The sequence below is a fragment of the Streptomyces collinus genome (assembly GCF_031348265.1).
Classification (GTDB): domain Bacteria; phylum Actinomycetota; class Actinomycetes; order Streptomycetales; family Streptomycetaceae; genus Streptomyces; species Streptomyces collinus.
In genome coordinates, this window is record NZ_CP133771.1 from 2,171,612 (window position 1) to 2,194,996 (window position 23,385).

Here is a 23,385-nt window from a genome sequence, read left to right on the forward strand (position 1 = left end):
GGGTGCCTCCGTGCGCGCTACGGCTTGCGCCCGACCGCCCCGTATCCCGGGATCACCCCGTCGTCCTGCCCGGGCACGGGCTCGCCCAGCTCGGGGTGCCAGCGGTGGGGCACCTCGACGCCGGGCTCGACGAGGTCGAGGCCGTCGAAGAAGCGGGTGAACTCCTCGCGGGAGCGCAGGGCCAGGGTGACGCCGGCGGCGCGCAGCTTCTCGGTGGCCGCCTTCGACTCCTGCGGGGTGAAGTCGGCGGTCGCGTGGGTCATCACCAGGTGGCTGCCGGAGGGGAGTTCGGCGAGCAGCCGGCGGACCAGGTCGTGGGCGCCGTCCTCGTCGGAGACGAAGTGGAGCAGCGCGACGAGCGACAGCGCGACGGGCCGGGTGAAGTCCAGGACCTTCCTCGCGCCCTCCAGGATGGCGTCCGGGTCACGCACGTCGGCCTGGAGGTATTCGGTCGCGCCCTCGTCCGTGCCGCGCAGCAGGGCCGCCGCGTGGGCCAGGACGATGGGGTCGTTGTCGCAGTAGACGACCCGGGCGCCGGGCGCGGTCTGCTGGGCGATCTGGTGCAGGTTGGGCTCGGTCGGGATGCCGGTGCCGATGTCCAGGAACTGCCGTACGCCGCTGCCGGCCAGCCAGCGCGTGGCCCGGTGCATGAACGCGCGGTTGACCCGGGCCATCACCGGCACCCGCGGGTCGAGGGTGAGCATCTGCCGGCCCATCTCCTCGTCGACCGGGTAGTTGTCCTTGCCTCCGAGATACCAGTCGTACATCCGCGCGGGATGGGGTCTGGTCGTGTCGATGCGGACGGCCGACGTGGGGTCCAGCCCGGTCATGAGGCACTCCGTAAGGCACAGAGGGTGGTCAATTCGGCACCAGCCGTTCAAGAGCGGCGTAGGAAAAGGAAATCGAGCGGCGGCAGAGGCGGTGAGGTCAGGACAGCAGGAAGTCCGCCTCCCCCGACTTCGCCCCCTCGATGAAGGCCGTCATCTCGTCGGTGGTGTAGATCAGCGCGGGGCCGTCGGGGTCGGTGGACTGGCGGAGGGCGATCCGGCCGTCGGCGAGTTTCATCGCCTCCAGGCAGTTGCCTCCGTTTCCGCCGCTCCACGGCTTGTGCCAGCCTTCGCTGCCCAAGTCACGCGCGGGCATGCCGTTGTAGACGTGTTTGCGCGGCTTGATGCGATCCATTTACAGCTCCTTGCGGAGGTCCCGGAGGATCTCCTTCGTGCGATGTGCCGTAGCGGCCTGCGCCGCCATGCGGTCCATGACCTCCAGGTGGGTCGCCACCTCGGTGCGCGCGTCGAGATAGACCGCGCCGGTCAGGTACTCGCTGTAGACCATGTCCGGCAGTTCGGGCATGGCGAATCGGAACAGCACGAACGGCCCGTACGTGCCCGGGTGCGGCCCGGCTGCGAACGGGGCGATCTGCAACGTCACGTTGGGCAGCTTCGTGGCGTCGAGCAGCTTGTCGATCTGGGCGCGCATCACCTCCGGGCCGCCGGCCGGGCGACGCAGCGCGGTCTCGTCCATCACGACCCACAGCCTGGGCGCGTCCTCGCGGGTGAGCAGGTCCTGGCGCTGCATGCGCAGGGCGACATGGCGCTCGATGTCCTCGGGGCGGGTCTGGCCGATGGCGCCCGACCGGAGCACCCCGCGCGCGTAGTCCTCGGTCTGCAGCAGACCGGGGACGAAGTGGGGCTCGTAGCTGCGGATGACGCTCGCCGCGCCCTCCAGGCTCACGTACATCGAGAACCAGCCGGGCAGGATGTCGTGGAAACGCTGCCACCAGCCGGGCCGGTTGGCTTCCTCGGCCAGTCGGACGAAGGCCTCGGCCTCGTCGTCGGAAATTCCGTAGGCCTTGAGGAGTAGTTGCAGATAGGGGATTTTGAGCGCGACCTCGGCCATCTCCATACGCCGGACCGTGGCGGGGGCGACGCGGAGGATGCGCGCGGCCTCCTCGCGCTTCATGCCCGCGCGTTCCCGCAGGTCCAACAGGCGTCGGCCGAGCACGACCTGACCGACCGTCGGTGCGGACCGCGGTTCACTCACGCTCCACCTCCACGAAGAGTTCTGACGAGCCGGCCACAAAGGAACGCTGACAGCCCGGCGGCGCCATTCGAGGACCTTTCGAAGAACTGATCCGAACAAACGTTCCGAACGAATCTTCGACGATCTCAACTGGCGCCGCGCGGGGTGCTGTTGCGAGCAGTGTGCCACGGCCTTCCAGACCGTCACACAGCACTCTGCAATTTTCAGAGTGACACTTGCCAAGTGTTCACGGCGGGGCGATAGTGGCAAGCGTGATTCCGTCCGCGCCCTTAGGAACAGACGCCGCCGCAGGCCCTCCCGGGCTTGGGGCCGCCACGGAAGAGGCCTCCTTCGGGGCCGCTGCCGGGCGCCGGTTCCGTTTCGAGCTGGCCGCACATCCGGGTTCTCCCGCCCAGGCCAGACGCCTGACGCGAGCCCGGCTGACCGGCTGGTCGGTGTGCGAGGACACGTGCGACAGCGCTGCTCTGGTCGTTTCCGAACTGGTCACCAACGCCATCGTGCACACGGCGAGCACCCACATAGTGTGCGAGCTGCACGATGGTGACGACCTGGTGCGCATAGCCGTGCGCGACGAGGGCTGCGCCCCCGGCCAGCCGCACGCCGCGAGCCGGACCCGGCCCGAGGAGGAGCACGGGAGGGGACTGCTTCTCGTCGACGCCCTCTGCCGCTCCTGGGGTGCCCAGGAGAACGGCCCCGGGCTGCTGGTCTGGGCGGAGCTGCCGCGCACGGCGGACACCTCGCACGAGCCGGACGGACCTCGGGGCGACCTGGGCTGGGGCACCCGCCCCAAGCGCGGCCCGTCCGACGACCCGGACGACGGGGACGGGGCCCACCAGGCACGCCACACGCGGGGCGCCCCAGAGGTTCCCCAGCAGCAGCGCCGCCGAGAGCGGGGGCCCGCATGAGTCCCTCGCGGGCAGGCGGCGTGCTGAACCTGGACACGCTGGTGCGCGTCCGGCGCGGGCTGCGGACGTCCGGCCCGGCCCTGCGGCTGCCGGTGCCCGACGGCATGACCGCCCCGCTCGGCTGCGACGCGGTCGCGATCCCCGCCCACGTCGGCCCGCTGATCATGCCCCGGCTGCCCCGCGTGGGCTGCCTCTACGCGGACGGGTCGCACTGGTGGTGGCTGGTGCCGTCCGATTCCGACCACGCCCTGGAGTGGCCCGCCCCGGCGCGGTACGTCACCGGCGCGGTCGTCCCGGACCTGCTGGAGGTCCCCGACCTGATCCACCGCCCGGACGGCACGCTTCCGTACACCCCCCCGATCCCCCTCTACCTCGCGCTGTGCCGCGCGACGGGGACGGCCCCGGCCTGGTCGCGTCCGGTCAGCGCGTAGCGCAGGCAGCGCCTGCCCGATCACGGCTCCCCCGGCTCCTGACTGTCCCGGCTCCCCGGTTCCCGGCTCCCCCGGCTCCCGGCCCCCGCGAACGACCGGCCAGCGCACACCGGGCCCCGGCCCCGGCGAACGACCCGTCTCCGGCACCCCTGACTCGGCCCCGGCCCCGGCGACGCCCCATCTCCGACACCCCTTGCACCGGCGAACGACCGCTCTCCACACACCGGCCCGCACACCACCACCCCGCACCACCCCACACCCCCGCGCCGCCCCGCACCTCCACCCGGCCAGGTCGTGCGCCCGCGCGCATCCGGCGCCCCGCGCTGCGCCCTGCCCGGGGCGGGTTCCGCCCCGCAATAGTGGGCCGCTCACGGGCTGGGCACGAGCCGGGGAGGTCGGTCGACAGTGGGGAAGAAGCGGACCGCGCCGGAGGTGTCCGAGTCTGAGCGGCTGCTCTTCGGCGGGCCGCTGCGCTACGACATGGGCTGGAACAGCCACTCGGACGCGTTCCTGGAACTGAACTTCCGCGCCATGATCACCCGGCTGCCGTCCCTGCTCTCGGCCAGTCTCCGGCTCGCCCGGCAGGCCGACCGGGGCGCCGCGCGGATCGTGCTGGCCGCCGAGGCGGGCCGGGGTGTGGCGCAGGCGGTGAGCCTGCTCGCGGTGAACACGGTGCTGGCCCGGCTGATGGGCGGCGGCCCGATCGACGAACGGCTGCGCGGAGCCGTCCCCGCCCTGGTCACGGTGGCCGCCGTGATGTTCCTCGCGGCCCTGCTGCGCGCCGCGAGCACCTACGCCACCGGCCGGCTGGAGCCCAAGGTCGAGCGGGTGGCGACCGAGCGGTACCTGGAGCGGGCCGCGGCCGTCGAGCTGGCCGCGATCGAGGACCACGCCTTCCACAAGCTGCTGGACACCGCGCAGTACGGCGCCGCCTCCGCGCGCCGGATGATCTCCTACGGGACCCGCGTGATCAACGCGATGATCTCGCTGATCGCGGCGGCGGGCGTGCTGACCGTGCTGCACCCCGCCCTGCTGCCGCTGCTGGTGACGATGACTTTGCCGAGCGCCTGGAGCGCGCTGACCGTCGCCCGGCGGCGCTACGAGTCCTTCCACGCCTGGGTGCAGCACGCCCGGGCGGGCCGGCTGCTCGGCAGCCTGCTGATCGAGCCCGAGGCGGCCCCCGAGATCCGGGTGCACGGGGTCGGCGCCTTCCTGCTGCGGCACTTCCGCGCGATGTCGGAGACGGCGGAGGCGGAGCAGGCCCGCCTGGCGAAGCTCGCCGCCCGTACGGGCCTGATCGCGGCGGCGTGGACGGGCCTGGCGACGGTGGCGACGTACGCGACGCTGGGCGGGCTGCTGCTGGCGGGGGCGATGGCCCTGTCGGTCGCGGGGACGGCCGTGATCGCGATCCGGACCGGCTCGCAGAGCCTCGACACGCTCGTGGTGGAGGTCAACGCGCTGCACGAGGAGGCGCTCTTCGTCGGGGACCTGCACCGGCTGTACACCGAGGCGGACCAGTGGGCGATTCCGCCGGGCGGTGCAGAGCTGCCGGAGGATCCGCGGGAGATCCGCTTCGAGAACGTCACGTTCCGCTACCCGGGCGACTCGGCCCGCCCCGCTCTCGACGACGTGACGCTGAGCCTGCCGCTGGGCCGGATCGTGGCTCTGGTCGGCGAGAACGGCTCCGGCAAGACGACCCTGGTCAAGCTGCTCGCCGGGCTCTACAGGCCGGAGCAGGGGCGGATCCTGTGGGACGGCGTGGACGCGGCGACCGCGGACCGGCACCGGCTGGCCGAGCGGATCGCGATGGTGGCGCAGGACTTCAAGCGGTGGCCGTTCACGGCCCGGGTGAACGTCGCCCTGGGGCGTTCCTCGGTGCCCGTGTGCGAGGACCGGCTGGGCGCGGCGGTCGCCGACGCGGGGGCGGAGACGGTGATCGCGGACCTGCCGCGCGGACTGGACACCCTGCTCGCCCGCAACTTCAGCGGCGGTCACGAACTGTCGGGCGGCCAGTGGCAGCGGCTGGGCATCGCCCGGGCGGCCTACCGTAGGGGCCGCATCCTGATCGTGGACGAGCCGACGGCGGCCCTGGACGCCCGGGCCGAGCTGGAGGTCTTCGAGCGGATCCGCGCCCTGGCCGACAGCGGCCAGACGGTCGTACTGATCACGCACCGGCTGGCGTCCGTACGGCACGCGGATCTGGTGCACGTCCTGGACCAGGGCCGGCTCGTGGAGTCCGGGACGCCGGAGGAGCTGCTGGCCAACGGTGGCGTCTACGCCGAGCTGTACGCGCTCCAGGCGGAGCAGTTCGCCTCGTCACCCGCGCCGGTCAGGAAGGTGCCGGCGCCGAAGGCGGGCTGACGGCACACGTCAGGCGGTGGCGTCGGCCACGTCCCCGCTGCGCACGATCACCAGGAACATGTCCGTGGCGAGATCCATGACGACCTCGGCGGGCAGGCCTTCGCTGCGCCGCGCCTGCGCGAATTCCTCCGCAGGCCAGGAGCCACGCGGCCCACCGGCGGGAAAGCGTTCGAGCACCGTTCGCCCGTTCACCCTGCACCTCCATGTAGCGCTGTACTCGTAGAGTTAAACGCCAACCATGGGGTGAACGGCTCGCGAAGTGACGGTACTGAGACGTAGTTGACACGCGTTCACCGCCAAGTGTGACCAACTTCTCAGCCTCTTGGCCTATGTGTTCACTTTCCGTATCAGTCGTCGTACTCGTCGTGACACCGGATGCGCTCACTTCTCGCAGGCGCCCCAAAGGCCGGCGCACGCCCCTTGAGCCCCCCCACTCCTCCTGGCGGCCCAGCGCGGTGAGGTCCAGTGGAAGACCCGGTCGCGGTCCGAACGGCAGGATCCCCGGGTAGGGCGCGCGCGACACGACCGCGAACGACCTGCCACGGGCCCGAAGATGAGCAAGATGCCCTATTTAGTCCAGGAATGCGGAGCAGCTGCGGCAGCCCGCGTCCCACTCGGACGCGAACATGAAGTGGCAGTGACAACGGTCCGTTGGGTGTGGTGACCGGCGGGAGGGAAGGAACTCATCGCCACCCGGCGGAATCTCCCGGAACGGCCGCAATCCCCGGAGCCCGTGCCGTCAGGTGTCGTACCGCTGGACGCGCCGGCCGTGGCTGCGGTCGACGAGTGCGGGCAGGCGCTCCCCCAGCTCCCGCACCACCGCCGGCACGTCGATCGTCAGCAGCTCCCGGTCGCGCATCAGGATCCGTCCGTCGACGATCGTGGTGCGGACGTCGGCGGAGCGGGCGCTGTGCACGAGGGTGGCGGCGAGGTCGTGGACGGGCTGGGTGTGCGGCCCGGTGAGGTCGACCAGGACGATGTCGGCCCGCCGGCCGGGCGCGATGCTGCCGGCGCTGTCGCCGAGGCCCACGGCACGGGCGCTCTGCAACGTGGCGTGGTGCAGCGCCTGGCGGGAGGTCAGCCGGCGGGGGTCGCCCTCGGACGACTTCTGGACCAGCGAGGTGAGGGCCATCGACTCCCACACGTCGAGGCTGTTGTTGGAGGCGGCGCCGTCGGTGGCGAGTCCGACGTCGATGCCGATGTCGCGCAGGGCGCGGACCGGTGTGGTGTCCGGCCAGGCGAACTTGAGGTAGCCGCGGGGCGCGGTGGCGACGGCCGTGCGGCCGTCGGCCCGCTCCAGAAGGGGGAGGTCGCTGTCGACGATGCCGGTGCCGTGGGCGAGGAGCAGGTCCGTGTGGAGGAGCGTGGTGCGTTCCAGGACCTCGATCGGGGTGACGCCGTGGCGGGCCAGGCTGGTCTCGGTCTGGTCGCGGTTCTCGGCGGCGTGCAGGTGCACGGGCAGGCCGTGCGTGCGGGCGAGCTCGGCGGTCGTGGCAAGGTCGGCGTCGTCGACCGTGTAGGGGGCGTGCGGCGCGAGCGCGGTCGTGATCCGGCCGTCGGCCGCTCCGCGGTGGCGCAGCGCGAACTCCAGCGACCGCTCCCGGCCTTCGGGCCCCTGCGAGGAGAAGAAGGCCTCGCCGAGCAGCGCCCGCATGCCGGATTCAGCGACGACCCGGGCCACCGCGTCCATGGCGAAGTAGTGGTCGGCGAAGCAGGTGACGCCCGCCCGGATCATCTCGGCGCAGGCGAGCTGCGCCCCCAGCTCGACGTCCGTCGCCGTGAGGTTGGACTCGACGGGCCAGACGACGTCGTTGAACCACTCCTCGGTGGGGAGGTCCTCGGCGAGTCCGCGCAGCGCGACCATCGGCGCGTGCGTGTGACAGTTGATCAAGCCGGGCAGGGCGACCTGGCCGGCGGCGTCGATCCGCTCGGCGGCGGGCAGGTCCGCGGCCTCCGCGGTGGTCGTGACGGCCTCGACGATCCCGCCCCGCACGACGATCGAGGCGTCCTGCACGAACCCGATCCGCTCTTGATCGTCGTGCACGAGGACCGTACATGCGCTGATGATGAGCTCGGCGGGATCGTCCGCGGCAGAAGGCGTCACCACGCCAACGTACGACGGCGTCGTAGGGCGGCATGAGCCGAACCGCACATCCCGTCACGGCTCTGTCGCGGGGCGGGCCGGGCGCGCACCCTGGCCTCACCACCCCGTCTGTCGGCTTCTGAAAGGAGCCCGGCATGCTCCTCGGCACCTGGAATCTGGAGAACCTCTACCGGCCCGGCGGCCCGTACGGCCCGCCGGACGAGGCCGGGTACGAGGCGAAGCTCGCCGCGCTCGCCGCCGTGATCACGGAACTCGATCCGGCCCTGCTCGGCGTGCAGGAGGTCGGCGACCCCGAGGCCCTGAAGGACCTGGCCGGGATGCTCGACGACGACTGGCACGTCGCCGTGTCCGAGCATCCGGACAGCCGGGGCATACGGGTCGGGTTCCTGAGCCGTACGCCGCTGACGGTGGTGGCCGACACGCGGGCGTTCCCGGCACAGCTGCGTCCCGTCCAGGCGGACGATGCGGGGCTGACGGCGGGGCAGGCGGGGCGGGGCGTCCTGGCCGTGGAGATCGACGGCGGGGACGGGCCGCTGCGGGTGGCCGTCTGCCATCTGAAGTCGAAGCTGCTGTCGTACCCGGACGGCCGGTTCCAGCCGCGCGACGAGGGCGAACGGGCCCGCTACGGCGCCTACGCCCTGTACCGCCGGGCGGCCGAGGCGACGGCGCTGCGCGCGCTCGCGGACGAGCTGCTGGCCGGTGACGGGCAGGGGCGGGACGTGGCGATACTGGGCGACCTGAACGACGAGGTGCAGGCGGCGACCACGCAGATCCTGCTCGGCCCGCCCGGCTCGGAGATCGGCACCCCGGGCTACGACCGGCCCGACCGGGGCGACGCGACGCGGCTGTGGGACGTGGCCCCGCTCATCCCGCCCGGGCAGCGCTGGTCCCGGGTGAACTCCGGGCGGCGCGAGCTGATCGACCACGTGCTGCTGAGCCACCGCCTGGTGCACCGGACGACGGCGGCGGGCACGGGCCTGCCGGGCGAGGGCCCGCCCGGCCTGCCGTCGGTCGGCCCCGATCCGGCGGAGCGCCGCGGCGAACCCGGGTCGGACCACGCTCCGGTGTGGGTACGGGTCGGCGGCTGAGCGGAGTGACGGTGCCGGGACGCCCGCTACGGGCGAGGACGCTCAGGAACGGCGGGCCGGCCCCGACGGCGATGGCCCGCCGGGACTAGCCGGCGAGGGGTGTCCGGGGCGGTGGCCGTAGTCCCACCCGCTCACCCCGGCGGGAGAGTTCGGCGAGGACGGCCGCGAGGCGCTCCTCGTGGCGGGGCCCGAGCCGGCCCCTGTCGTCGAGGTGCACGGCGCAGGCGGTCGTGGTGTCGACGAGGCGTTCGAGGAGGCCGGCCACCTCGTCCGCGCCCTCGGTGTGCCGGGCGAGGGCGGGCAGTTCGTGTGCGGAGAGGGAGATGGCCGACCGGGCCTCGGCCAGGGTGCGGTAGGCCTCGCGGCGCAGGGTCCAGCGGGTGGTGCGGTGGTCGGAGGGCGTGCCCGAGGTCCCGATGCGGGGGGCGTCGGCCTCGTCGAGGACGTGCGTGAGGTAGGCGTGCGCGGCGTCGCTCGCCGCCGCGAGCCGGGCGCGCACTCCCCCGCCGCGCTGTCCGGGCATCGGCAGGTGTCCGACGATCAGCACGATCGCGCAGGCCAGCAGCGTCTCGCCGATCCGGCCGGCGGAGGCCTGGGGCTCGCCGCCGACCATGACGAGTGCGAGGACCAGGACGGTGACGACGGCGGTCTGGGCGGCGAAGTGGCGGGTGGCCACGGGTATGAGCGCGCCGCTGAGGGCGACGAGCGCGATGAGCCCTTCCGGGCGGGGCAGGACCGCGGCGAGCCCCGCGAAGAGCAGCGCCCCGAGGACGGTCCCGGCGGCCCGGTTCAGCACCCGCGAGGCCAGCGGCCCCAGGTCGGGCTTGACCAGGAACACGGCGGTGGCGGGCAGCCAGTACCAGTGCTCGTGCTGCCCGTACCACTGGCTCTGGTGCAGCGCCTGGGCGACCGCGGAGCTGGCGCCGAAGCAGAGGGCTACGCGCAGTCCGTACTCGCGTCCGGCACTGCCGAAGGCGGCGCGCAGCCGGTCCCCTGCACTGCGGGGACGGGTGTGCAGATCACCGCCCCGGCCCTGGTCGAACACCTCGGCGGCGTGCAGGAGGGCGTCGTCGAGGGCGCGCAGGGCGGGTGCCGACCGGGACGGGGCGGGCAGCGGCCCGGTGTGGGTGTTCCCGCGCACGGCGGCGGCGAGCCGCCGGGGGCCTTCGGAGGCCCGTTCGGCTATGGGCTCCTCGGCCCAGGCCAGCGCGGTGGCGGCCTCGGCGAGGGGCAGGGCGGCGGCGTACTGCGCGTGCAGCCGCCGCTCGGTGGAGGAGGAGGCGTACCTCCGCAGCCGGGGCCCGGCGAGGGCGTCCTGGGCGTGGTCGAGGGCGGCGGTCAGGGCGGCCCGGCGGCGGATGGCGTCCGGCCCGCCGACGGCGTCGAGCAGTTCGGCGACGGCCTCGTACACACCGGCCACGGCCGCGCGCTCCCCGTCGAAGCGGAAGTCACCGGCGAGGGAGCCGGGCGTGGGCAGGACGAGCCGCAGCACGAGCAGCCATCCCGCCCCGGCGAGATAGGCGAGCGCCCGCTCCCAGCCCGGCTCGGGCAGGGGCATCCCGGCGCCGATCGCCGAGCCGACCAGCAGCTGCGTCCCGACGGCGGAGGCGACGGGACCGACGGCGCTCATCCCTCCGGCGACGAGCCCGACGGCCGTGAGGACCACGGTGAGCACGACCGACCCGGTCTCCTGCCCGGTGTAGGTCCCGATCACGAGGCCCAGCGCACCGCCCAGGGCGGGCACTCCGATCCGCTTGACCGAGACGCGCCGGCTCCCGGGCCGGTCGTTGATCCCGGCCAGCATGGCGGCGACGGCGGCGACGACGCCGAGGGAGGTCAGACCGGTCTGCACGGCCACGAGCAGCAACGGCCCGGCGGACAGGGCCCCCCGCGTCACCGCGCTCCAGGGCACCGGCCCCCGCTGTGCGCTCAGGGCGTGCGCGAGCCAGGGCGGCAGATGCGGGGCGATGCGGCGGGACACGGGGCTCCTGACGTCTCGACGAGGGCAGGGGAGAGCCTTCGGGCGACGGCGGCCGGGGCGGTGTGTGGCTGCCCACGGTAGGCGGGGTTCCTGGAGGATAGGTTTCCGGAACGTGTCGGACCGCTCGGAACCGGCGTTCTTTATGTACGCAATCCGGAATGTACGCAATCCCGGAAGCGAGCCCCGGCAACCTTTCCGGACCCGGCGACCACTGGTGAGTCGTGAGCGCGCGTTCTCCTGAACCACGCAAGGACTCGAAGGACTCATCCGTGGCATCCGCATCCCATCGCCGTCCCCTCCGCAAGCGGCGCACGGCCCTCGTCTGGACCGTCGCCGTGGCGGCCGTGGGACTCCTGGTCTCGCTCGTGATCGCCCTGCGCCCGGGCGGCGAACCGGACACGGTACGGACGGCTGCCGGGACGGCCGCCACCCGCCCGAGCGCCTCGCCGACGACACACAAGCCCGCACCGGCACCGAAGCCCTCGAAGACCTCCCCGGCGCCGAGGCGCACCCCGGGCGCCGCGGCCTCCGCGACCACTCCGCCGGCGCGGCCCTCGCCCGCCGCCACCCGGCCGTCCGCGCCGCGTCCGGCGTCCGGCACCGCACCCCTGGCGGGACGGATCAAGCCCGGAACCGCCTACACCGGCGTCGCCACCCACTACGACGCGAAGGACGGTGACGGCGCCTGCCTGTACGGCCCGAGCCCCGATCTCATGGTCGCGGCGATGAACCACGCCGACTACGAGACGTCAAAGGCGTGCGGGGCGTACATCCTGGTCCGCGCGGCAAGCGGCGCCTCCGTCACCGTCCGGGTCACCAACGAGTGCCCGCTGCCGTGCGCCCCCGGGCAACTCGACCTCAGCAAGGAGGCCTTCGCGAAGCTCGCCGGCCTGTCCGCGGGACGCATACCGATCACCTGGAGCCTGCTGAGCCCCGGCACGTCCGACTCGGTCGCCATCCGCTACAAGACCGGCTCCAGCCGCCACTGGTGCGGCATCCAGGCACTCGGCCACCGCAACCCGCTGGCCCGACTGGAGGTCAGGTCCGGCGGCGGCTGGAGCCGGCTGACGCGCACCGAGTACAACTACTTCCTCTCCCCCGACGGCACCGGCTGCGGCGGCTCCCTCAGGCTCACCGACATCTACGGTGAACAGCTCACCGTCGACGGCCTCGCGATCCGCCCGGACACCGTCCAGCCGACCCGCGTGCAGTTCAGCCGGCGGTGACGGCGCGAACGGCCCGGGCGAGGAGCGTCTCCACGTCGGTGACGGCCCGGGTGAGCGCGGCCGGGCCGTCCGGGAGGTTCCGCACGAGCGTGTCCACCTCCTGTAGTCCCGCCCGCGCCACCAGCCCCTTGTCGTTCGTGACCCACTCCCCGCGCGCCGCCAGCACCGCGTGTGCGGTCTGGGTCGCGGCGAGGGCGATCGCGCCCGCGACCTGGGTGACGGCGTTCTTCGGGGCGTGGCCGGCCCTGGCGTAGGCGAGGCCGGCCGCGGCCATGCCGTGCCAGTGCGCCGGGGCGCTGACGCGCAGTGGCGGCGGATAGGCGCCCGGACGCGGCAGTTCGCCCCGCAGCACCTGGTTGATCGCGAGTTCGGCGAGAAGGAGGTAGGTCGGGATGCCGGCCAGGTGGAACATGAGGGGCTCGACGCGGAAGCGGCCCTGTTCCGCCTCGGCCCGTTCGTGTTCGACGACGGCCAGATCGCGGTAGTGGACGTCCACCCTCCTGCCCTCGATCGTCAGCCAGGCGCCTGAGTTGAACACGCCGCCGCCCCAGGCGCCGAGCTCGCAGACCTCGCCCTCCCAGCCGACCGCACGGATCTCGGCCGGGTCGAAGGCGCCGCGGTAGTAGACCGCCAGATCCCAGTCGCTGTCGGGCCGTTCGGTGCCCAGGGCCCGGGAGCCGCCGAGGGCGACGGCCTCCACTGCGGGCAGGGCGGCGAGGCAGTCGGCGGTGGTGGCGAGGAAGGCGTGGTCCGGGACGGTCGGCACGGCGGGCTCCTGGGCGGGCGGGCGGTCGGGATGCGTAGGAGGCTGGGCGGGCGGGTCGGGCGGTCGGGATGCGCGGAGGGCTGGGCACACGGGTCCGGGGAAGCGTAGGGGGACGGTCCGGTCGCCGGGAACCGAAATACGGGTGCGTGTGCGTGCCGGGGCGCCCATGATCGACGGGTTGTCCTGTCGCCGCCCGCAGATCGGAGACCCCACGTGATCCGCCGCGTCACCGTCCCGGCCCTCTTCCCGCCTCCCGCCTACTCCCATGTGTCCGTCGTCGAGGCCGGCACGCGGCTGGCGTTCCTCGCCGGTTCCGTTCCGCTGGGCCCCGACGGCGCGCTGGTCGGGCCGGGGGATCCGGTGCGGCAGGCCGAGCAGGTCATCGCCAACCTGCGGGAGCAACTGGACGCCGTCGGCAGCGATCTGGCGCACGTCGTGGCGACCGACGTCTACGTGGTGAGCGGTGAACCGGCCGTACTGTCGGCCGTCTGGAGTGTGGTCGAGGCGTCCGGCCTCAGTACGGGCCCGCACTCCTCGACGCTGATCGGCGTGGCGTGCCTCGGGTACACGGGGCAGCTGGTGGAGATTACGGCGACAGCCGTCGTTCCCGAGTAGGCGAGGACCGCCATGTTGATCGAGCACCGCGGGCGGCGTCCCGTCGTCCCCGAGTCCGCGTACGTCGCCCCGACGGCCGTCCTGTGCGGGGCCGTCGTCCTCGGTGAGCGCAGCCGGGTGCTGCACGGGGCCGTGCTCACCGCGGAGGACGGCGAGGTGCGGACCGGGTCGGACGTCGTCGTGATGGAGAACGCGCTGGTGCGGGGTCGGTCCGCGCACCCCGCCGTAATCGGTGACGCGGTGCTGATCGGCCCGCACGCCCATGTCAACGGGGCGACCCTGGAGGACGAGGTCTTCGTGGCCACGGGCGCCTGCGTCTTCCCGGGGGCCGTAGCGGGTGCCGGTTCGGAGCTGCGCATCCACAGCGTGCTGCACGTCAACTCCGTGCTGCCGCCCGGCACCGTCCTGCCCATCGGCTGGATCGCGGCGGGCGCGCCCCGGGCCCGGCTCTTCGCCCCCGGGGAGCACGACGAACTCTGGCAGATCCAGGAGGCGCTGGACTTCCCCGGCACGGTGTACGGCATCCCGCGGGGCACGCCGATGCGGGAGGTGATGGCCCGGCAGGTGGGGTTCTACGGAGCCCATCACGACGACGTCACCCTCGACGGCCCGGCATGAGCTACCGCCCCGCGGGCCTGCCCCATGCCCTCCGTTTCGGGAGCGGCTCGGCGTAGCTCCCCACCCGGCTCGTGGTCAGCCCCAGTGCCACCAGGGACTCCGCCAGTTTGACCGCCGCCGCGACCCCGTCGACGACCGGCAGGCCCAGCTTCTCCCCGACGACCCGTTGCAGCCCCGTCATGCCGGCGCAGCCGAGGACGAGGGCCTCCGCCCCGGCCGCGCAGGCCCGTTCGGCGGCGGCCAGGAACGCCGTCTCGGTGCGTTCGTCGTCGCCGAGGTCGAGCACGTTCAGGCCCGTTCCGACGACAGCCGCGCAGTTCCGTGCCACGCCCGCCGTCTCCAGACTGTCCTCGATCTGGCCGCACGAGCGCTCCAGCGTGGTCACGACGCCGTAGCGGCGGCCCAGCAGGCAGGCGAGGTGTGCGGCGGCCTCGGTGATGTCGACGACCGGTACGTCCACCAGTTCCCGCACGCCCTCCCTGCCGTGTTCCCCGAATCCGGCCATGACCACGGCGTCGTACGGCGCTCCGTCATAGGTCCGCAGCGTGTCCAGGACGGCCGCGGCGGACAGGTAGCTGTCGAGCCAGCCCTCCGCCGACGCCGGCCCCCAGGCGGGAGTCAGTCCGGTCACGGTGGTGCCCGGACCTGCGGCGGCCCGGGCACCTCGTACGATCTCCTCGGTCATCTCCTGCGTGGTGTTGCAGTTGGTGACGACGATTCGCACGTCTCTCAGACCTCCGCGGTGGCGCGCTCGGGACGGCACAGGGCCGCGTACAGGCCGGCGGCGAGCGCCGTGCCGATGAACCAGGAGTACGGGGCCACGTCGCTGAAGGTCTTCACCAGCGCGAGCACCGCCGCGACACCCGCCGCCGGCAGGAACGCCCACAGCGCCTTGGGGTTGAAGCCCCTGCGGTAGTGGTAGCGGGCCCCGGGAGAGGCGTCGAACAGCTCGTCCACGTTCACCCGGCCGCGCTTGACCCAGTAGTAGTCGACCATGATCACGCCGAACAGCGGGCCGAGGAAGGCACCGAGGCCGCCGAGGAAGTAGTTCACGACGGTCGGGTTGGAGAAGAGGTTCCAGGGGGTGACGAGCAGGGCCGCGACCGTGCTGATCATGCCGCCGATCTTGAAGGTGATCTTCTGCGGCCACACATTGGCCAGGTCGTAGGCCGGTGAGACGAAGTTGGCGACGATGTTGACGCCCATGGTGGCGATGGCGAAGGTCAGCGCGCCCAGCACCAGTACCCAGGTGTTGCCGATCTCGGCGACCAGGTAGGCGGGGTCGGTGATCTCCTTGCCGAAGACCTCGAAGGCGCCCGCGGTGACGATGACCGACACGATCACGAAGGCCGTGGAGTTGACCGGCAGGCCCCAGAAGTTGCCGCGCTTGACGGACTTGTAGTCGGGGGCGAAGCGGGAGAAGTCGCAGAAGTTGAGCATCAGGGTGCCGTAGGTGGCGAGGACCAGGCCGATCGCGCCGAACCACTGGCGCCACTGCTCGCCGACGGAGACCGGGTGCGGGGTGGAGGTGAGCGAGATCGTCCAGTCGGCCTTGTAGAGGACCCACACGGCCAGCGCGATCATCACGAACCAGATCGCCGGGCCGCAGAAGTCCTGGAACTTGCGGACCGACTCCATGCCCCGGCTGATGATCGCCGCCTGCACCAGCCACAGTGCGATGAAGGAGACCCAGCCGAGCGCGTCCAGGCCGAGGAAGGAGTTGTGCGTCCACGACTCCAGGCCCGGCCAGGCCGCCAGCAGCATCACGTTGACGGCGACCGAGGCGAGGTAGGTCTGGATGCCGTACCACATGATGGCGATCACGGCCCTGATCAGCGCTGGGATGTTGGCGCCCCAGATGCCGAAGGCGATCCGGCTGACCACCGGGAAGGGCACGCCGTGGCGCTGGCCGATCTTCCCCATCCAGTTCATGCCGATGTAGATGATCACGAACCCGACGAGCAGGGACGTGAAGATCTGCCAGACGTTCATGCCGAGGAAGAGCAGTCCGGCGGCGAAGGTGTAGTTGCCGAGGTTGTGGACGTCGGACATCCACATGGCGAAGAGGTCGAAGACCTTCCAGTTGCGCTTCTTGGCGGGCGCGAGGTCTTCGTTGGTGAGCCGGGGATCGGGGACGAACGCTGGGGTGCCGGTGTCTGCGGCACGGTCGGCGAGTGACACGGGGCCTCCATGAGCAAGGGGACGACGGAGGACTGCTCCGCAGGACGGTGGGGGGGGCACCCTGCGAGTGTTTGGTATACCAAACTGCGGTCATGGTCTCCCCGTCAACCGTTCTGACCGATGTCGCTCTTGTTAACGCCGCGTAAAAGACACCTCGCGTCGACGAAGATGGGCTGCATGACGAAGATCGAACCCCTCGGAGCGGTACGCGAACGCGTCACGGCCGATCTGCGCCAGGAGATCATCGCGGGCAGCCTCCGTCCCGGGGACCGCCTGGTCGAACGCGAGCTGGCGGAACGTTTCGGTGTCTCGCGCGTGCCCGTCCGGGAGGCGATCCGGGCCCTCGTGGCCGAGGGCTTCGTCCATTTCGAGACACCCCGCCGCACGGTAGTACGCCGTCTCACCCCGACCGACGTCAAGGAACTGTTCGAACTGCGAGAAGCCCTGGAGGTCTACGCCGCCGGACTCGCCGCCTCCCGGGCGACGCCGGAGGACCTGGCGGAGGTCCAGGAACTGGTCGACCGCGCGGCCACCGCGACCGAGGCCGGGGACGCCGAGGTGATCACCGACGTCAACAGCCGTCTGCACGACCGCATCATGGCGATGGCGGGCAACAGCCTGCTGACCGAGGCCCTGGAACCGGTCGCCGGCCGCCTGCGCTGGATGACCCGGCGCAACGAGGAGTGGCCGCAGCTCCTCGTGGAGCACCGCGAGCTGTACGAGGCCATCGCCTCGGGCGACCCGGAACGGGCCCGCGCGCACGCGCTGACGCACGTGCGGACCAACTACCGCTCCACGGTCCGGCACCTGTTCGGCGAGGAGGCTCCCTAGGGAGTGCCGGTGGGCAGGCCCGCCGCCCGCCCGGCCGTGCTCAGGACCTCGCGCAGCATCGTGGGGGTGAGCCGGCCGGTGAAGGTGTTGCGCTGGCTGACGTGGAAGCAGCCGAAGAGTTCCAGGCCGTCCAGGGGGTACCGGGCGCCGTGGGTGAAGGCGGGGCGCGGCCGGGGCACGGACCAGCCGGCCGCGGCGAACGCCGGCAGCGCCGCCTGCCATCCGAAGGCACCGAGCACGACCACGGCCCGCAGCGTCGGGCGCAGCAGCCGCAGTTCCTGCACGAGCCAGGGGCGGCAGGTGTCCCGCTCCTCGGGGGTGGGCTTGTTGGCGGGCGGGGCGCAGTGCACGGGCGAGGTGACGCGCACGCCGTACAGTTCCAGGCCGTCGTGGGCGTGCTCGGCGGTCGGCCGGGAGGCGAGGCCCACGTCGTGCAGCGCCTTGTAGAGGACGTCTCCGGAGCGGTCGCCGGTGAACATCCGGCCGGTGCGGTTGCCGCCGTGGGCGGCGGGGGCGAGCCCCACGATCAGCAGCCGGGCGTCCGCGGGCCCGAAGCCGGGCACCGGACGGCCCCAGTACGTCCAGTCGGCGTAGGCGGCTCGCTTGACACGGGCCGCCTCCTCGCGCCAGGAGACCAGTCGCGGGCAGGCCCGGCAGTCGGCGATGCGCCGGTCGAGGAGGGTGAGTCCGCTGGCGTCCATCACTCCACCGTAGGCGCAGGCGGGGTCGTAGTCGTCACGAGGGCGAGGTCCACGCGGACCGGTACCGACCCGCCCTCCGCGGGGCTCAGACTGCGGAGACCTGCACGGCCCGCTCGTCGCTCCGGCGCAGCCAGAGCAGGGCCCCGGCCAGCAGCGCGGCGCCCGTCAGGAGCCAGGGCAGGGGGCCCGGCCGCAGCACGCCGACGGCCAGGCCGGTGAGCGCGCCGACCAGTTGCTGGGCGAGGGACTGGACGGACAGGGCGGTGGCACGGCCCGCACCGTCGACCCGGCGGTGCAGCAGGTCGTTCTCGTTCGGGGCCGCCGCGCCGAGTCCGAGGTACACCAGTCCGAAGCCGGCCGCCGCGAGGGCCGTGGCTGCCGGGTGGACGGAGGAGGCGGTGACCCCGAGCAGCAGCAGGCCGCCCGCCCCGGCCGCGAGGCTGACCAGCACGGCACGTTCGCCACTGCCCGCAAGCCGGGCGGTGAGCGGCGCGAGGTGGCTGCCGAGGCCGGAGCAGAGGAAGCCCGCGCAGGACAGGGCGGCGTAGACCATCGCTCCGGAGCCGTTCGAGCCGGTCAGCGCCGTCGTGCGGCCCGGTACGAGCAGTTCGACGGCGGCCAGGGCGCTTCCGGCGGCCGCGGCACCGAGCAGGATCCGGCGGACCAGCGCGTCCCGTCCGCCCAGCCGGAGCCCGTCGACCACCGTGACCGGGACGCCGCGCAGCACCGAACGCAGGGTGGCCGGCGGCCTCGGGGGTTCCCGCAGGGCGGTGAGCACATACGCGACGAACACGACCCTCAGTCCGGCCCCCAGCAGCAGGGGAACGGACAGGGGCAGCACCGACCCGGACGTCGCCTCGCTCAGCCGGGCGCCGAGGTCGGGCCCCAGACCGAGCAGCCAGGGCAGGGCGCCGCCGAGCAGGATGCCGGCCGCGAGTGCGACGGAGGTCGCGGAGCCGCCCCGGGCCAGGCCCGTGCGCAGCTCGGCGTCCGGGCCGGAGCAGGCCTGGACGGTGTCGACGTACCAGGCCTCGGCGGTTCCGCTGGCCAGGGCCCGGGCCACGCCCATGAGCACCATGCCGGCGGTGAGCAGCCAGGCGGAAGTGCCGAGGCCTGTCAGCGCGAAGGCGACGACGCCGAGTCCTCCGGCCACGGCCAGGACCGGCCGGCGCCCGAGGACGTCCGAGAGGCCTCCCGTGGGCAGCTCCAGTGCGGCGACGGTCAGCGAGTGCGCGGCGAAGAGCCCCGCGACCGCGGCGAGGGACATGCCGCGCTCGGTGAACAGCAGGACCATCGTGGCCATGCCCAGTCCTGTCGGCAGCCAGAGGAGCGCGCAGACGGCGACGTACCGACGACGAGCGGCCCGCTCCCCGGGCGGGTCGGTCATGAGCGGCATCAAGGGCGGCGTCACGGGCGGCGTCACGGGTTGAGATCTTCGGCGTCGTGGGCTGTGACGGCGCGGTCTTCCGGGTCACGGCCTGCGGTCTCGCGGTCCGCGGGGGCGGGGTCTGCGGGGTCGAGGTCCGCGGGGTGCCGGTCCTCGGCCTCGTGGTCTTCCGGCTCGCGGTCCGCGTGTTCGGGGGCGGCGTGTTCGGGGGCGGCGTGTTCGGGGGCGGCGAGCGGGAGTCCGGCTGCGACGAACACGACGTGTTCGGCGCGCGGATCGTCCGCGTCCCGCGCGGTCAGCTCCTCCAGCTTCCCGGCGACGGTGTCGAAGAGCTCGGTGAGCGACGCGGCCGTCAGCCGGGGCATGAGGTCGGTGATCCCGGACGGCTCCACCCACTCCTGGCCGAGCCGCCCGGCGGCCAGGTCCGCCTCGTACCGGGCGAGGGACCTCTCCAGGTGCTCGATCTGCCGCCGACGCGCCAGGCCGACGAAGGCCCGGCCCGCCTCGGTGGCCTCCATCGACTCGTTGCTCCAGGACGTGAGGGTGTGCAGCGCCCGCCACCGCCGCTCCCGCCCGTCGCGGTGCTCGGCCTCGGCGATGAACGCGTACTTCGCCAGCACCCGCAGGTGGTAGCTGGTCGACGCCGACGACTCCCCCGTCCGCGCGGCCAGCTCACTCGCCGTGGCGGGCCCGTGCTGCCGCAGCAGTCCGAGCAGCTGGATACGCAGAGGGTGGGTGAGCGCCTTGAGGGCGGCGGTGTCGCGCTCGGGATCGAGTACGCGCTTGTGCTCGTCGCTGTCCATGCCGGGAGGTTAGGCGGACGAGCAACTTAGCAAAAGAGTTTTTGCAAAAATTGTTTGGCAGAGTCGGGTTCGGGGGCGAAATTTCGTCCGGTTGAGCGCCTCGGAGGGCTAAGGTCGAGGCATGGCTTCTGAGGGTGCGCAGCACGACAGGACGGACGGGACCGCAGACCCGGCGGCCGAGTCCCCCGAGCCGGCCGGCGGCTCAGCGGGCAGCGAGCCCCAGTCTCTTGACCCGAAGGTCGCCGCGGCGATCGCCGCTGCCGAGGCCGCGGGCCCGCAGGCCGGCACGACCGTCCGCGTCGACAGCTGGATCTGGTCCGTACGGCTCGTCAAGACCCGTTCCATGGGAGCCTCCGCCTGCCGGGGCGGCCACGTGCGCGTCAACGGCGAGCGCGTGAAGCCCGCACACGGCGTCCGCGTCGGTGACGAAGTGCGTCTGCGGCACGAGGGCCGCGAGCGGGTCGTCATCGTCACGCGGCTGATCCGCAAGCGGGTCGGGGCGCCCGTGGCCACCCAGTGCTACGTCGACAACTCCCCGCCGCCCCCGCCCCGCGAGGCCGTCGCCCCCGCCGGTATCCGCGACCGCGGCGCGGGCCGGCCGACGAAGCGCGACCGCCGCGACATGGAACGCCTCCGCGGCGTGACGGCCCCCGGCAGCGTGCCCGGTCTCGGCCCTGGTCCGGGCGGCGGCCCCGGCGCGGGCTTCGGCAGCGGCTCACGCGAACGGAGGCCGTGAGCGGGCCGAGGAACCGGCGCCACCCCACGGCGCGGCGCCGGGTGACGGGTCTTCACCCCTCCCCGACACCACCGGAGCCGCGTGCGCCACGCCTCCATCCGGTCACGCCCGCCGCCGGCGCAGCAGCAGCCGAAGCAGATCCGCATTGTGCTCCCGTCGTGCCCACGCTATGAGGGTGAGCGGCACGATCAGGATCACCGGCGTCGCCGCATACTGCCCGTCGAAGACGGATATCTGCACGACGAACGCGCCCACCATCAACGCCCCCAGCGCCATCGCCGCCACCGACTGGAGCACCGGGATCAACAGGGCGATCGCCCCGGCCAGTTCGAGCGCGCCGATGGTGTACATCCCCGCGCTCCCCCAGCCGAGCCGCTCGAACGACTCGGCGGCCGACGCGTGCCCGATCAGCTTGGGCAGGGCACTGGCGATCGCGTAGAAGAGGGCGAGCGCAACCTGCAGTGCGCGCAGGGCGATCCGGGCACGCCGCCCCCGAGCGGTCGCGGACTCGGCGATGACGACGCCGGCCGGGGTGGAGTCGGCGGTGACGGCAGCGGTGGTCTCGGACATGAAGCCCTCCTGGGCGAAGCGGTGCATGTGGTGTCACGGTGCCGGAGAGACAGACCGGCCATCGCCCCGGAACTCATCGCACCGGCGTGCCGGACACGTGCAGCCGGGCCGATGATCCGCCGATGCCGGTGCCCAACGGTGTCGCTCTGTCCACCAGTTCCCGCAGCTCCGCGTCGCCTAGGAGCGCCAGGGAGGTGGCGACCGTGTCGTAGTCGCTCAGCCGCCCCGGATCCCCTCCCCCGGGCAGCCCCTCACACACCACCACCGCCTAGCCCCCCAACTCCGCGGGCACCGCCGGCACCGCCCGCACCCACATCCGATCCTCTGTCAGAGTGCGGTCCACCTTCAGGCCCGCCTCCTGGAGGGCCTCCTCGAACTGCTCCTCGGTCAGGGGCCGGGCCCGGAACGTCTGGGTCCAGACCGCGTCCGGGAACTCGTACTCCGCGCGCACCGAGTTGACCCCGTCGCCGACCGGCTCCGAGGATGCGATCCGCACGGTGAAACCGCTGGGGTCCCTGCGCTCGCGCGGCACGTTCTCGTGGTAGTCCTCGCCCTCCCGCTGGATCAGCACGCAGCCGCCCCGCGCGACATGGCGTGCGCAGGTGCGGAGCATGCCGCGCCGCACCTCGGCGTCTCCCGTGTGCACGAGGAACGACGAGAGCAGCACCAGGTCGAACGTCTCGCCCAGGTCCAGTTCCTCGATCGGGCTGCATATCGTGCGCGCACCGTGCACGTGCTCCAGCATCGGGGCGGACTCGTCCACCGCCGTGACCGTGAATCCGCGCTCCAGCAGGGCGTGGGTGATGCGTCCGACCCCGCTGCCGAGCTCCAGGATGCTCGCGCCCTCGGGGACGGCGGCGGCGATGACATCCGGTTCGTCCCCGACGGGCAACCGGGAGTAGAGCTCCACCGCGCAGCCGTCCGGGGTGATGGCCCCGGGTCCCGTCCCCTCGTACCCCTCACGCATTTTCATCTCCATGCCCGTCCAACGGGCCGCATCCGCACGCCCGTTCCCGTGACGGCCGTCTTCACCCGACCGAGCGAAGGGAAGGGCGTGGGCGGGGAGTTGAGAGCTGACGGCTACAGCCGGAACCAGCCGTGCCGCACGTACCAGTGACCGCCCGCCCGCAGGTGGTCCCCCACCGCCCGCTCCACCGACGTGCGCCTCGGCAGACCGGCCACCGGCAGGTCCGGGTCCCCGAAGACGAAGCGGACGGGCTCGGTGTCCGCCGGTTCCGGCTCCTCACCGGGGTCACGGCCGGGCTCGAAGCGTTCCTGGAAGCGGACGATGTTGGAGTCCGGGGCCAGATGGTGCTTCAACTGCGGGTCGAGCAGCCAGGAATGGCACACCGCCACCCGATACCGTTCCCGTGGAAAATGGCGGGCGAAGAACTTTCGCGCCAGTTCGAGGGACCGGTCGCAGGCCGCCGGTGACAGCGGCCCGTGGAAGTCGGGGATGTGCAGGTTCAGGCAGGGCTCCCCCGGCACCACGTCCAAACCGGACCTCGCCACCGCCCGCCCCGTCCGCTGCCCGAGGCGGGCCCGCTCGAACTGGAGCCGCCCCAGCTGGTACAGCTCACCGCGGAAGTGACGGGTGAGCCACTGCGGGACCTCCACCCCTCCCCTGCCGTGCCGACGCCGGTGGAACGCCATGTTCCGTCCGAGGTCGGCGAGGGTGCGGCGGCTGACATCGGCCGTGACACCCCGCTCCCGGTGGTAGGAGCGCGTGTACGGCAACGCCGCGACGAACACGTACACGGCGAAGTACGGAGCCAGCGCGGCCGGGGCTTCGGCGACGCGCTCGGCGAGCGGCACCTCGACCCCGGCCTCTCCGATGTCCCGTACCAGCTCCTCGACGCACTCCTGCACGAGCCTCATGGCCCCGGCGTCCGCGGTGAGCGTCCGTCGCAGGGCGACCAGGTCGTTGATGTCCTCGTGCGGCACCGCCAGGTCGAGCAGGGTCTCGGGCAGTGTGTCGGCGTCCGGCAGCATGGGCGGCTCCCCTGTCGGCCTTGGTGAACCCTCGCCACGAAGAGTA

The 23,385-nt window shown here is 72.8% G+C and carries 26 protein-coding genes and 1 pseudogene; 10 read left to right on the forward strand and 17 right to left on the reverse strand.

Annotated elements, in window-relative coordinates; translation table 11 throughout:
* Positions 1–17 precede the first annotated feature (17 nt).
* The 3 genes from RFN52_RS09760 to RFN52_RS09770 form a co-directional block, all read right to left on the reverse strand.
* Positions 18–830 (reverse strand): SAM-dependent methyltransferase, encoded by an 813-nt coding sequence (locus tag RFN52_RS09760; RefSeq protein ID WP_184845145.1) that lies wholly within the window; start codon positions 828–830, stop codon positions 18–20.
* A 97-nt stretch (positions 831–927) separates the two neighbouring features.
* Positions 928–1,182 (reverse strand): DUF397 domain-containing protein, encoded by a 255-nt coding sequence (locus tag RFN52_RS09765; protein ID WP_033310663.1) that lies wholly within the window; start codon positions 1,180–1,182, stop codon positions 928–930.
* Positions 1,183–2,043 carry a Sco1979 family transcriptional regulator gene (locus RFN52_RS09770; protein WP_184845148.1) on the reverse strand — a complete coding sequence of 287 codons (861 nt, stop codon included), beginning with the start codon at positions 2,041–2,043 and terminating at the stop codon, positions 1,183–1,185.
* 242 nt (positions 2,044–2,285) lie between these two features.
* Here RFN52_RS09770 and RFN52_RS09775 point away from each other — a divergent pair, with 242 nt between their 5' ends.
* The 3 genes from RFN52_RS09775 to RFN52_RS09785 all read left to right on the forward strand — a co-directional run bounded on the left by RFN52_RS09775 (position 2,286) and on the right by RFN52_RS09785 (position 5,740).
* On the forward strand, positions 2,286–2,948 hold the full coding sequence (locus tag RFN52_RS09775) for an ATP-binding protein (protein ID WP_184845151.1): 663 nt from the start codon (positions 2,286–2,288) through the stop codon (positions 2,946–2,948).
* Complete coding sequence (locus RFN52_RS09780; RefSeq protein ID WP_184845154.1) at positions 2,945–3,379, forward strand: hypothetical protein; 435 nt, start codon at positions 2,945–2,947, stop codon at positions 3,377–3,379. Before RFN52_RS09775 ends, RFN52_RS09780 begins: the two co-directional genes overlap by 4 nt.
* Before the next feature lie 405 nt (positions 3,380–3,784).
* On the forward strand, positions 3,785–5,740 hold the full coding sequence (locus RFN52_RS09785; RefSeq protein WP_184845157.1) for an ABC transporter ATP-binding protein: 1,956 nt from the start codon (positions 3,785–3,787) through the stop codon (positions 5,738–5,740).
* Positions 5,741–5,749: 9 nt separating this feature from the next.
* On the opposite strand, the gene RFN52_RS09790 is transcribed toward RFN52_RS09785, so the two are convergent.
* The 3 genes and pseudogenes from RFN52_RS09790 to RFN52_RS09800 form a co-directional block, all read right to left on the reverse strand.
* Positions 5,750–5,932: a DUF8839 family protein gene (locus tag RFN52_RS09790; protein ID WP_010039591.1), complete on the reverse strand. Its 183-nt coding sequence runs from the start codon at positions 5,930–5,932 to the stop codon at positions 5,750–5,752.
* Between the two features lie 155 nt (positions 5,933–6,087).
* Positions 6,088–6,374 (reverse strand): annotated as a pseudogene (locus RFN52_RS09795) (DUF899 family protein); the annotation flags it as partial.
* 105 nt (positions 6,375–6,479) lie between these two features.
* Positions 6,480–7,844 carry an amidohydrolase gene (locus tag RFN52_RS09800; protein ID WP_184845160.1) on the reverse strand — a complete coding sequence of 455 codons (1,365 nt, stop codon included), beginning with the start codon at positions 7,842–7,844 and terminating at the stop codon, positions 6,480–6,482.
* Between the two features lie 134 nt (positions 7,845–7,978).
* Between RFN52_RS09800 and RFN52_RS09805 the strand changes: the two genes are divergently transcribed.
* Positions 7,979–8,932, forward strand: a complete 954-nt coding sequence (locus RFN52_RS09805) for an endonuclease/exonuclease/phosphatase family protein (protein ID WP_184845162.1) — start codon at positions 7,979–7,981, stop codon at positions 8,930–8,932.
* Positions 8,933–9,017: 85 nt separating this feature from the next.
* On the opposite strand, the gene RFN52_RS09810 is transcribed toward RFN52_RS09805, so the two are convergent.
* Positions 9,018–10,913: an FUSC family protein gene (locus tag RFN52_RS09810; RefSeq protein WP_184845164.1), complete on the reverse strand. Its 1,896-nt coding sequence runs from the start codon at positions 10,911–10,913 to the stop codon at positions 9,018–9,020.
* A 269-nt stretch (positions 10,914–11,182) separates the two neighbouring features.
* Between RFN52_RS09810 and RFN52_RS09815 the strand changes: the two genes are divergently transcribed.
* Complete coding sequence (locus RFN52_RS09815) at positions 11,183–12,139, forward strand: expansin EXLX1 family cellulose-binding protein (RefSeq protein WP_184845166.1); 957 nt, start codon at positions 11,183–11,185, stop codon at positions 12,137–12,139.
* Here the strand turns inward: RFN52_RS09815 and RFN52_RS09820 are convergent.
* The gene (locus tag RFN52_RS09820; protein WP_184845168.1) at positions 12,126–12,905 is read right to left on the reverse strand and encodes a nucleotidyltransferase domain-containing protein; all 780 of its coding nucleotides are present in this window, start codon (positions 12,903–12,905) and stop codon (positions 12,126–12,128) included. The genes RFN52_RS09815 and RFN52_RS09820 overlap by 14 nt on opposite strands.
* A 213-nt stretch (positions 12,906–13,118) precedes the next feature.
* Here RFN52_RS09820 and RFN52_RS09825 point away from each other — a divergent pair, with 213 nt between their 5' ends.
* Together RFN52_RS09825 and RFN52_RS09830 are read left to right on the forward strand one after the other, a co-directional pair.
* The gene (locus RFN52_RS09825) at positions 13,119–13,520 is read left to right on the forward strand and encodes a RidA family protein (protein WP_184845170.1); all 402 of its coding nucleotides are present in this window, start codon (positions 13,119–13,121) and stop codon (positions 13,518–13,520) included.
* A gap of 12 nt (positions 13,521–13,532) precedes the next feature.
* Positions 13,533–14,138: a gamma carbonic anhydrase family protein gene (locus tag RFN52_RS09830; RefSeq protein ID WP_184845172.1), complete on the forward strand. Its 606-nt coding sequence runs from the start codon at positions 13,533–13,535 to the stop codon at positions 14,136–14,138.
* Between the two features lies 1 nt (position 14,139).
* Here RFN52_RS09830 and RFN52_RS09835 read toward each other — a convergent pair whose 3' ends face one another.
* On the reverse strand, positions 14,140–14,862 hold the full coding sequence (locus RFN52_RS09835) for an aspartate/glutamate racemase family protein (protein ID WP_184845174.1): 723 nt from the start codon (positions 14,860–14,862) through the stop codon (positions 14,140–14,142).
* Between the two features lie 5 nt (positions 14,863–14,867).
* Complete coding sequence (locus tag RFN52_RS09840; RefSeq protein WP_184845176.1) at positions 14,868–16,319, reverse strand: NCS1 family nucleobase:cation symporter-1; 1,452 nt, start codon at positions 16,317–16,319, stop codon at positions 14,868–14,870.
* A 177-nt stretch (positions 16,320–16,496) separates the two neighbouring features.
* Between RFN52_RS09840 and RFN52_RS09845 the strand changes: the two genes are divergently transcribed.
* Positions 16,497–17,150: a GntR family transcriptional regulator gene (locus RFN52_RS09845; protein ID WP_107458578.1), complete on the forward strand. Its 654-nt coding sequence runs from the start codon at positions 16,497–16,499 to the stop codon at positions 17,148–17,150.
* Here the strand turns inward: RFN52_RS09845 and RFN52_RS09850 are convergent.
* The gene (locus RFN52_RS09850) at positions 17,147–17,851 is read right to left on the reverse strand and encodes a uracil-DNA glycosylase (protein ID WP_184845178.1); all 705 of its coding nucleotides are present in this window, start codon (positions 17,849–17,851) and stop codon (positions 17,147–17,149) included. The two genes, RFN52_RS09845 and RFN52_RS09850, sit on opposite strands and share 4 nt — an antisense overlap.
* Before the next feature lie 85 nt (positions 17,852–17,936).
* Positions 17,937–19,154 carry an MFS transporter gene (locus tag RFN52_RS09855; protein ID WP_373308459.1) on the reverse strand — a complete coding sequence of 406 codons (1,218 nt, stop codon included), beginning with the start codon at positions 19,152–19,154 and terminating at the stop codon, positions 17,937–17,939.
* Between RFN52_RS09855 and RFN52_RS09860 the strand changes: the two genes are divergently transcribed.
* Positions 19,153–19,281, forward strand: a complete 129-nt coding sequence (locus RFN52_RS09860) for a hypothetical protein (protein WP_268254241.1) — start codon at positions 19,153–19,155, stop codon at positions 19,279–19,281. The two genes, RFN52_RS09855 and RFN52_RS09860, sit on opposite strands and share 2 nt — an antisense overlap.
* Here RFN52_RS09860 and RFN52_RS09865 read toward each other — a convergent pair.
* A complete protein-coding gene (locus RFN52_RS09865) occupies positions 19,271–20,041 on the reverse strand; it encodes a helix-turn-helix domain-containing protein (protein WP_184845180.1) in 771 nt (256 codons plus the stop codon). The genes RFN52_RS09860 and RFN52_RS09865 overlap by 11 nt on opposite strands.
* A 121-nt stretch (positions 20,042–20,162) precedes the next feature.
* Here RFN52_RS09865 and RFN52_RS09870 point away from each other — a divergent pair, with 121 nt between their 5' ends.
* Positions 20,163–20,777: an RNA-binding S4 domain-containing protein gene (locus RFN52_RS09870; RefSeq protein ID WP_184845182.1), complete on the forward strand. Its 615-nt coding sequence runs from the start codon at positions 20,163–20,165 to the stop codon at positions 20,775–20,777.
* A gap of 102 nt (positions 20,778–20,879) precedes the next feature.
* On the opposite strand, the gene RFN52_RS09875 is transcribed toward RFN52_RS09870, so the two are convergent.
* From RFN52_RS09875 to RFN52_RS09890, 4 genes are all read right to left on the reverse strand, one after another.
* Positions 20,880–21,347, reverse strand: a complete 468-nt coding sequence (locus tag RFN52_RS09875) for a DoxX family protein (RefSeq protein WP_184845185.1) — start codon at positions 21,345–21,347, stop codon at positions 20,880–20,882.
* Positions 21,348–21,420: 73 nt separating this feature from the next.
* Positions 21,421–21,612, reverse strand: a complete 192-nt coding sequence (locus tag RFN52_RS09880) for a hypothetical protein (RefSeq protein WP_184845187.1) — start codon at positions 21,610–21,612, stop codon at positions 21,421–21,423.
* A gap of 3 nt (positions 21,613–21,615) precedes the next feature.
* Positions 21,616–22,314, reverse strand: coding sequence for a class I SAM-dependent methyltransferase (locus RFN52_RS09885; RefSeq protein WP_184845189.1), 699 nt, complete (start codon positions 22,312–22,314; stop codon positions 21,616–21,618).
* A gap of 113 nt (positions 22,315–22,427) precedes the next feature.
* The gene (locus tag RFN52_RS09890; RefSeq protein ID WP_184845191.1) at positions 22,428–23,339 is read right to left on the reverse strand and encodes an acyltransferase domain-containing protein; all 912 of its coding nucleotides are present in this window, start codon (positions 23,337–23,339) and stop codon (positions 22,428–22,430) included.
* Positions 23,340–23,385: the final 46 nt, after the last annotated feature.

What these genes read in the sequence shown, in the direction of transcription:
- RFN52_RS09760 (WP_184845145.1), bottom strand. Translation starts at nt 830, where the DNA reads ATGACCGGGCTGGACCCCACGTCGGCCGTCCGCATCGACACGACCAGA.
- RFN52_RS09765 (WP_033310663.1), bottom strand. Translation starts at nt 1,182, where the DNA reads ATGGATCGCATCAAGCCGCGCAAACACGTCTACAACGGCATGCCCGCG.
- RFN52_RS09780 (WP_184845154.1), top strand. Translation starts at nt 2,945, where the DNA reads ATGAGTCCCTCGCGGGCAGGCGGCGTGCTGAACCTGGACACGCTGGTG.
- RFN52_RS09805 (WP_184845162.1), top strand. Translation starts at nt 7,979, where the DNA reads ATGCTCCTCGGCACCTGGAATCTGGAGAACCTCTACCGGCCCGGCGGC.
- RFN52_RS09830 (WP_184845172.1), top strand. Translation starts at nt 13,533, where the DNA reads ATGTTGATCGAGCACCGCGGGCGGCGTCCCGTCGTCCCCGAGTCCGCG.
- RFN52_RS09845 (WP_107458578.1), top strand. Translation starts at nt 16,497, where the DNA reads ATGACGAAGATCGAACCCCTCGGAGCGGTACGCGAACGCGTCACGGCC.
- RFN52_RS09850 (WP_184845178.1), bottom strand. Translation starts at nt 17,851, where the DNA reads ATGGACGCCAGCGGACTCACCCTCCTCGACCGGCGCATCGCCGACTGC.
- RFN52_RS09860 (WP_268254241.1), top strand. Translation starts at nt 19,153, where the DNA reads ATGCCCAGTCCTGTCGGCAGCCAGAGGAGCGCGCAGACGGCGACGTAC.
- RFN52_RS09855 (WP_373308459.1), bottom strand. Translation starts at nt 19,154, where the DNA reads ATGGCCACGATGGTCCTGCTGTTCACCGAGCGCGGCATGTCCCTCGCC.
- RFN52_RS09865 (WP_184845180.1), bottom strand. Translation starts at nt 20,041, where the DNA reads ATGGACAGCGACGAGCACAAGCGCGTACTCGATCCCGAGCGCGACACC.
- RFN52_RS09870 (WP_184845182.1), top strand. Translation starts at nt 20,163, where the DNA reads ATGGCTTCTGAGGGTGCGCAGCACGACAGGACGGACGGGACCGCAGAC.
- RFN52_RS09875 (WP_184845185.1), bottom strand. Translation starts at nt 21,347, where the DNA reads ATGTCCGAGACCACCGCTGCCGTCACCGCCGACTCCACCCCGGCCGGC.
- RFN52_RS09885 (WP_184845189.1), bottom strand. Translation starts at nt 22,314, where the DNA reads ATGCGTGAGGGGTACGAGGGGACGGGACCCGGGGCCATCACCCCGGAC.
- RFN52_RS09890 (WP_184845191.1), bottom strand. Translation starts at nt 23,339, where the DNA reads ATGCTGCCGGACGCCGACACACTGCCCGAGACCCTGCTCGACCTGGCG.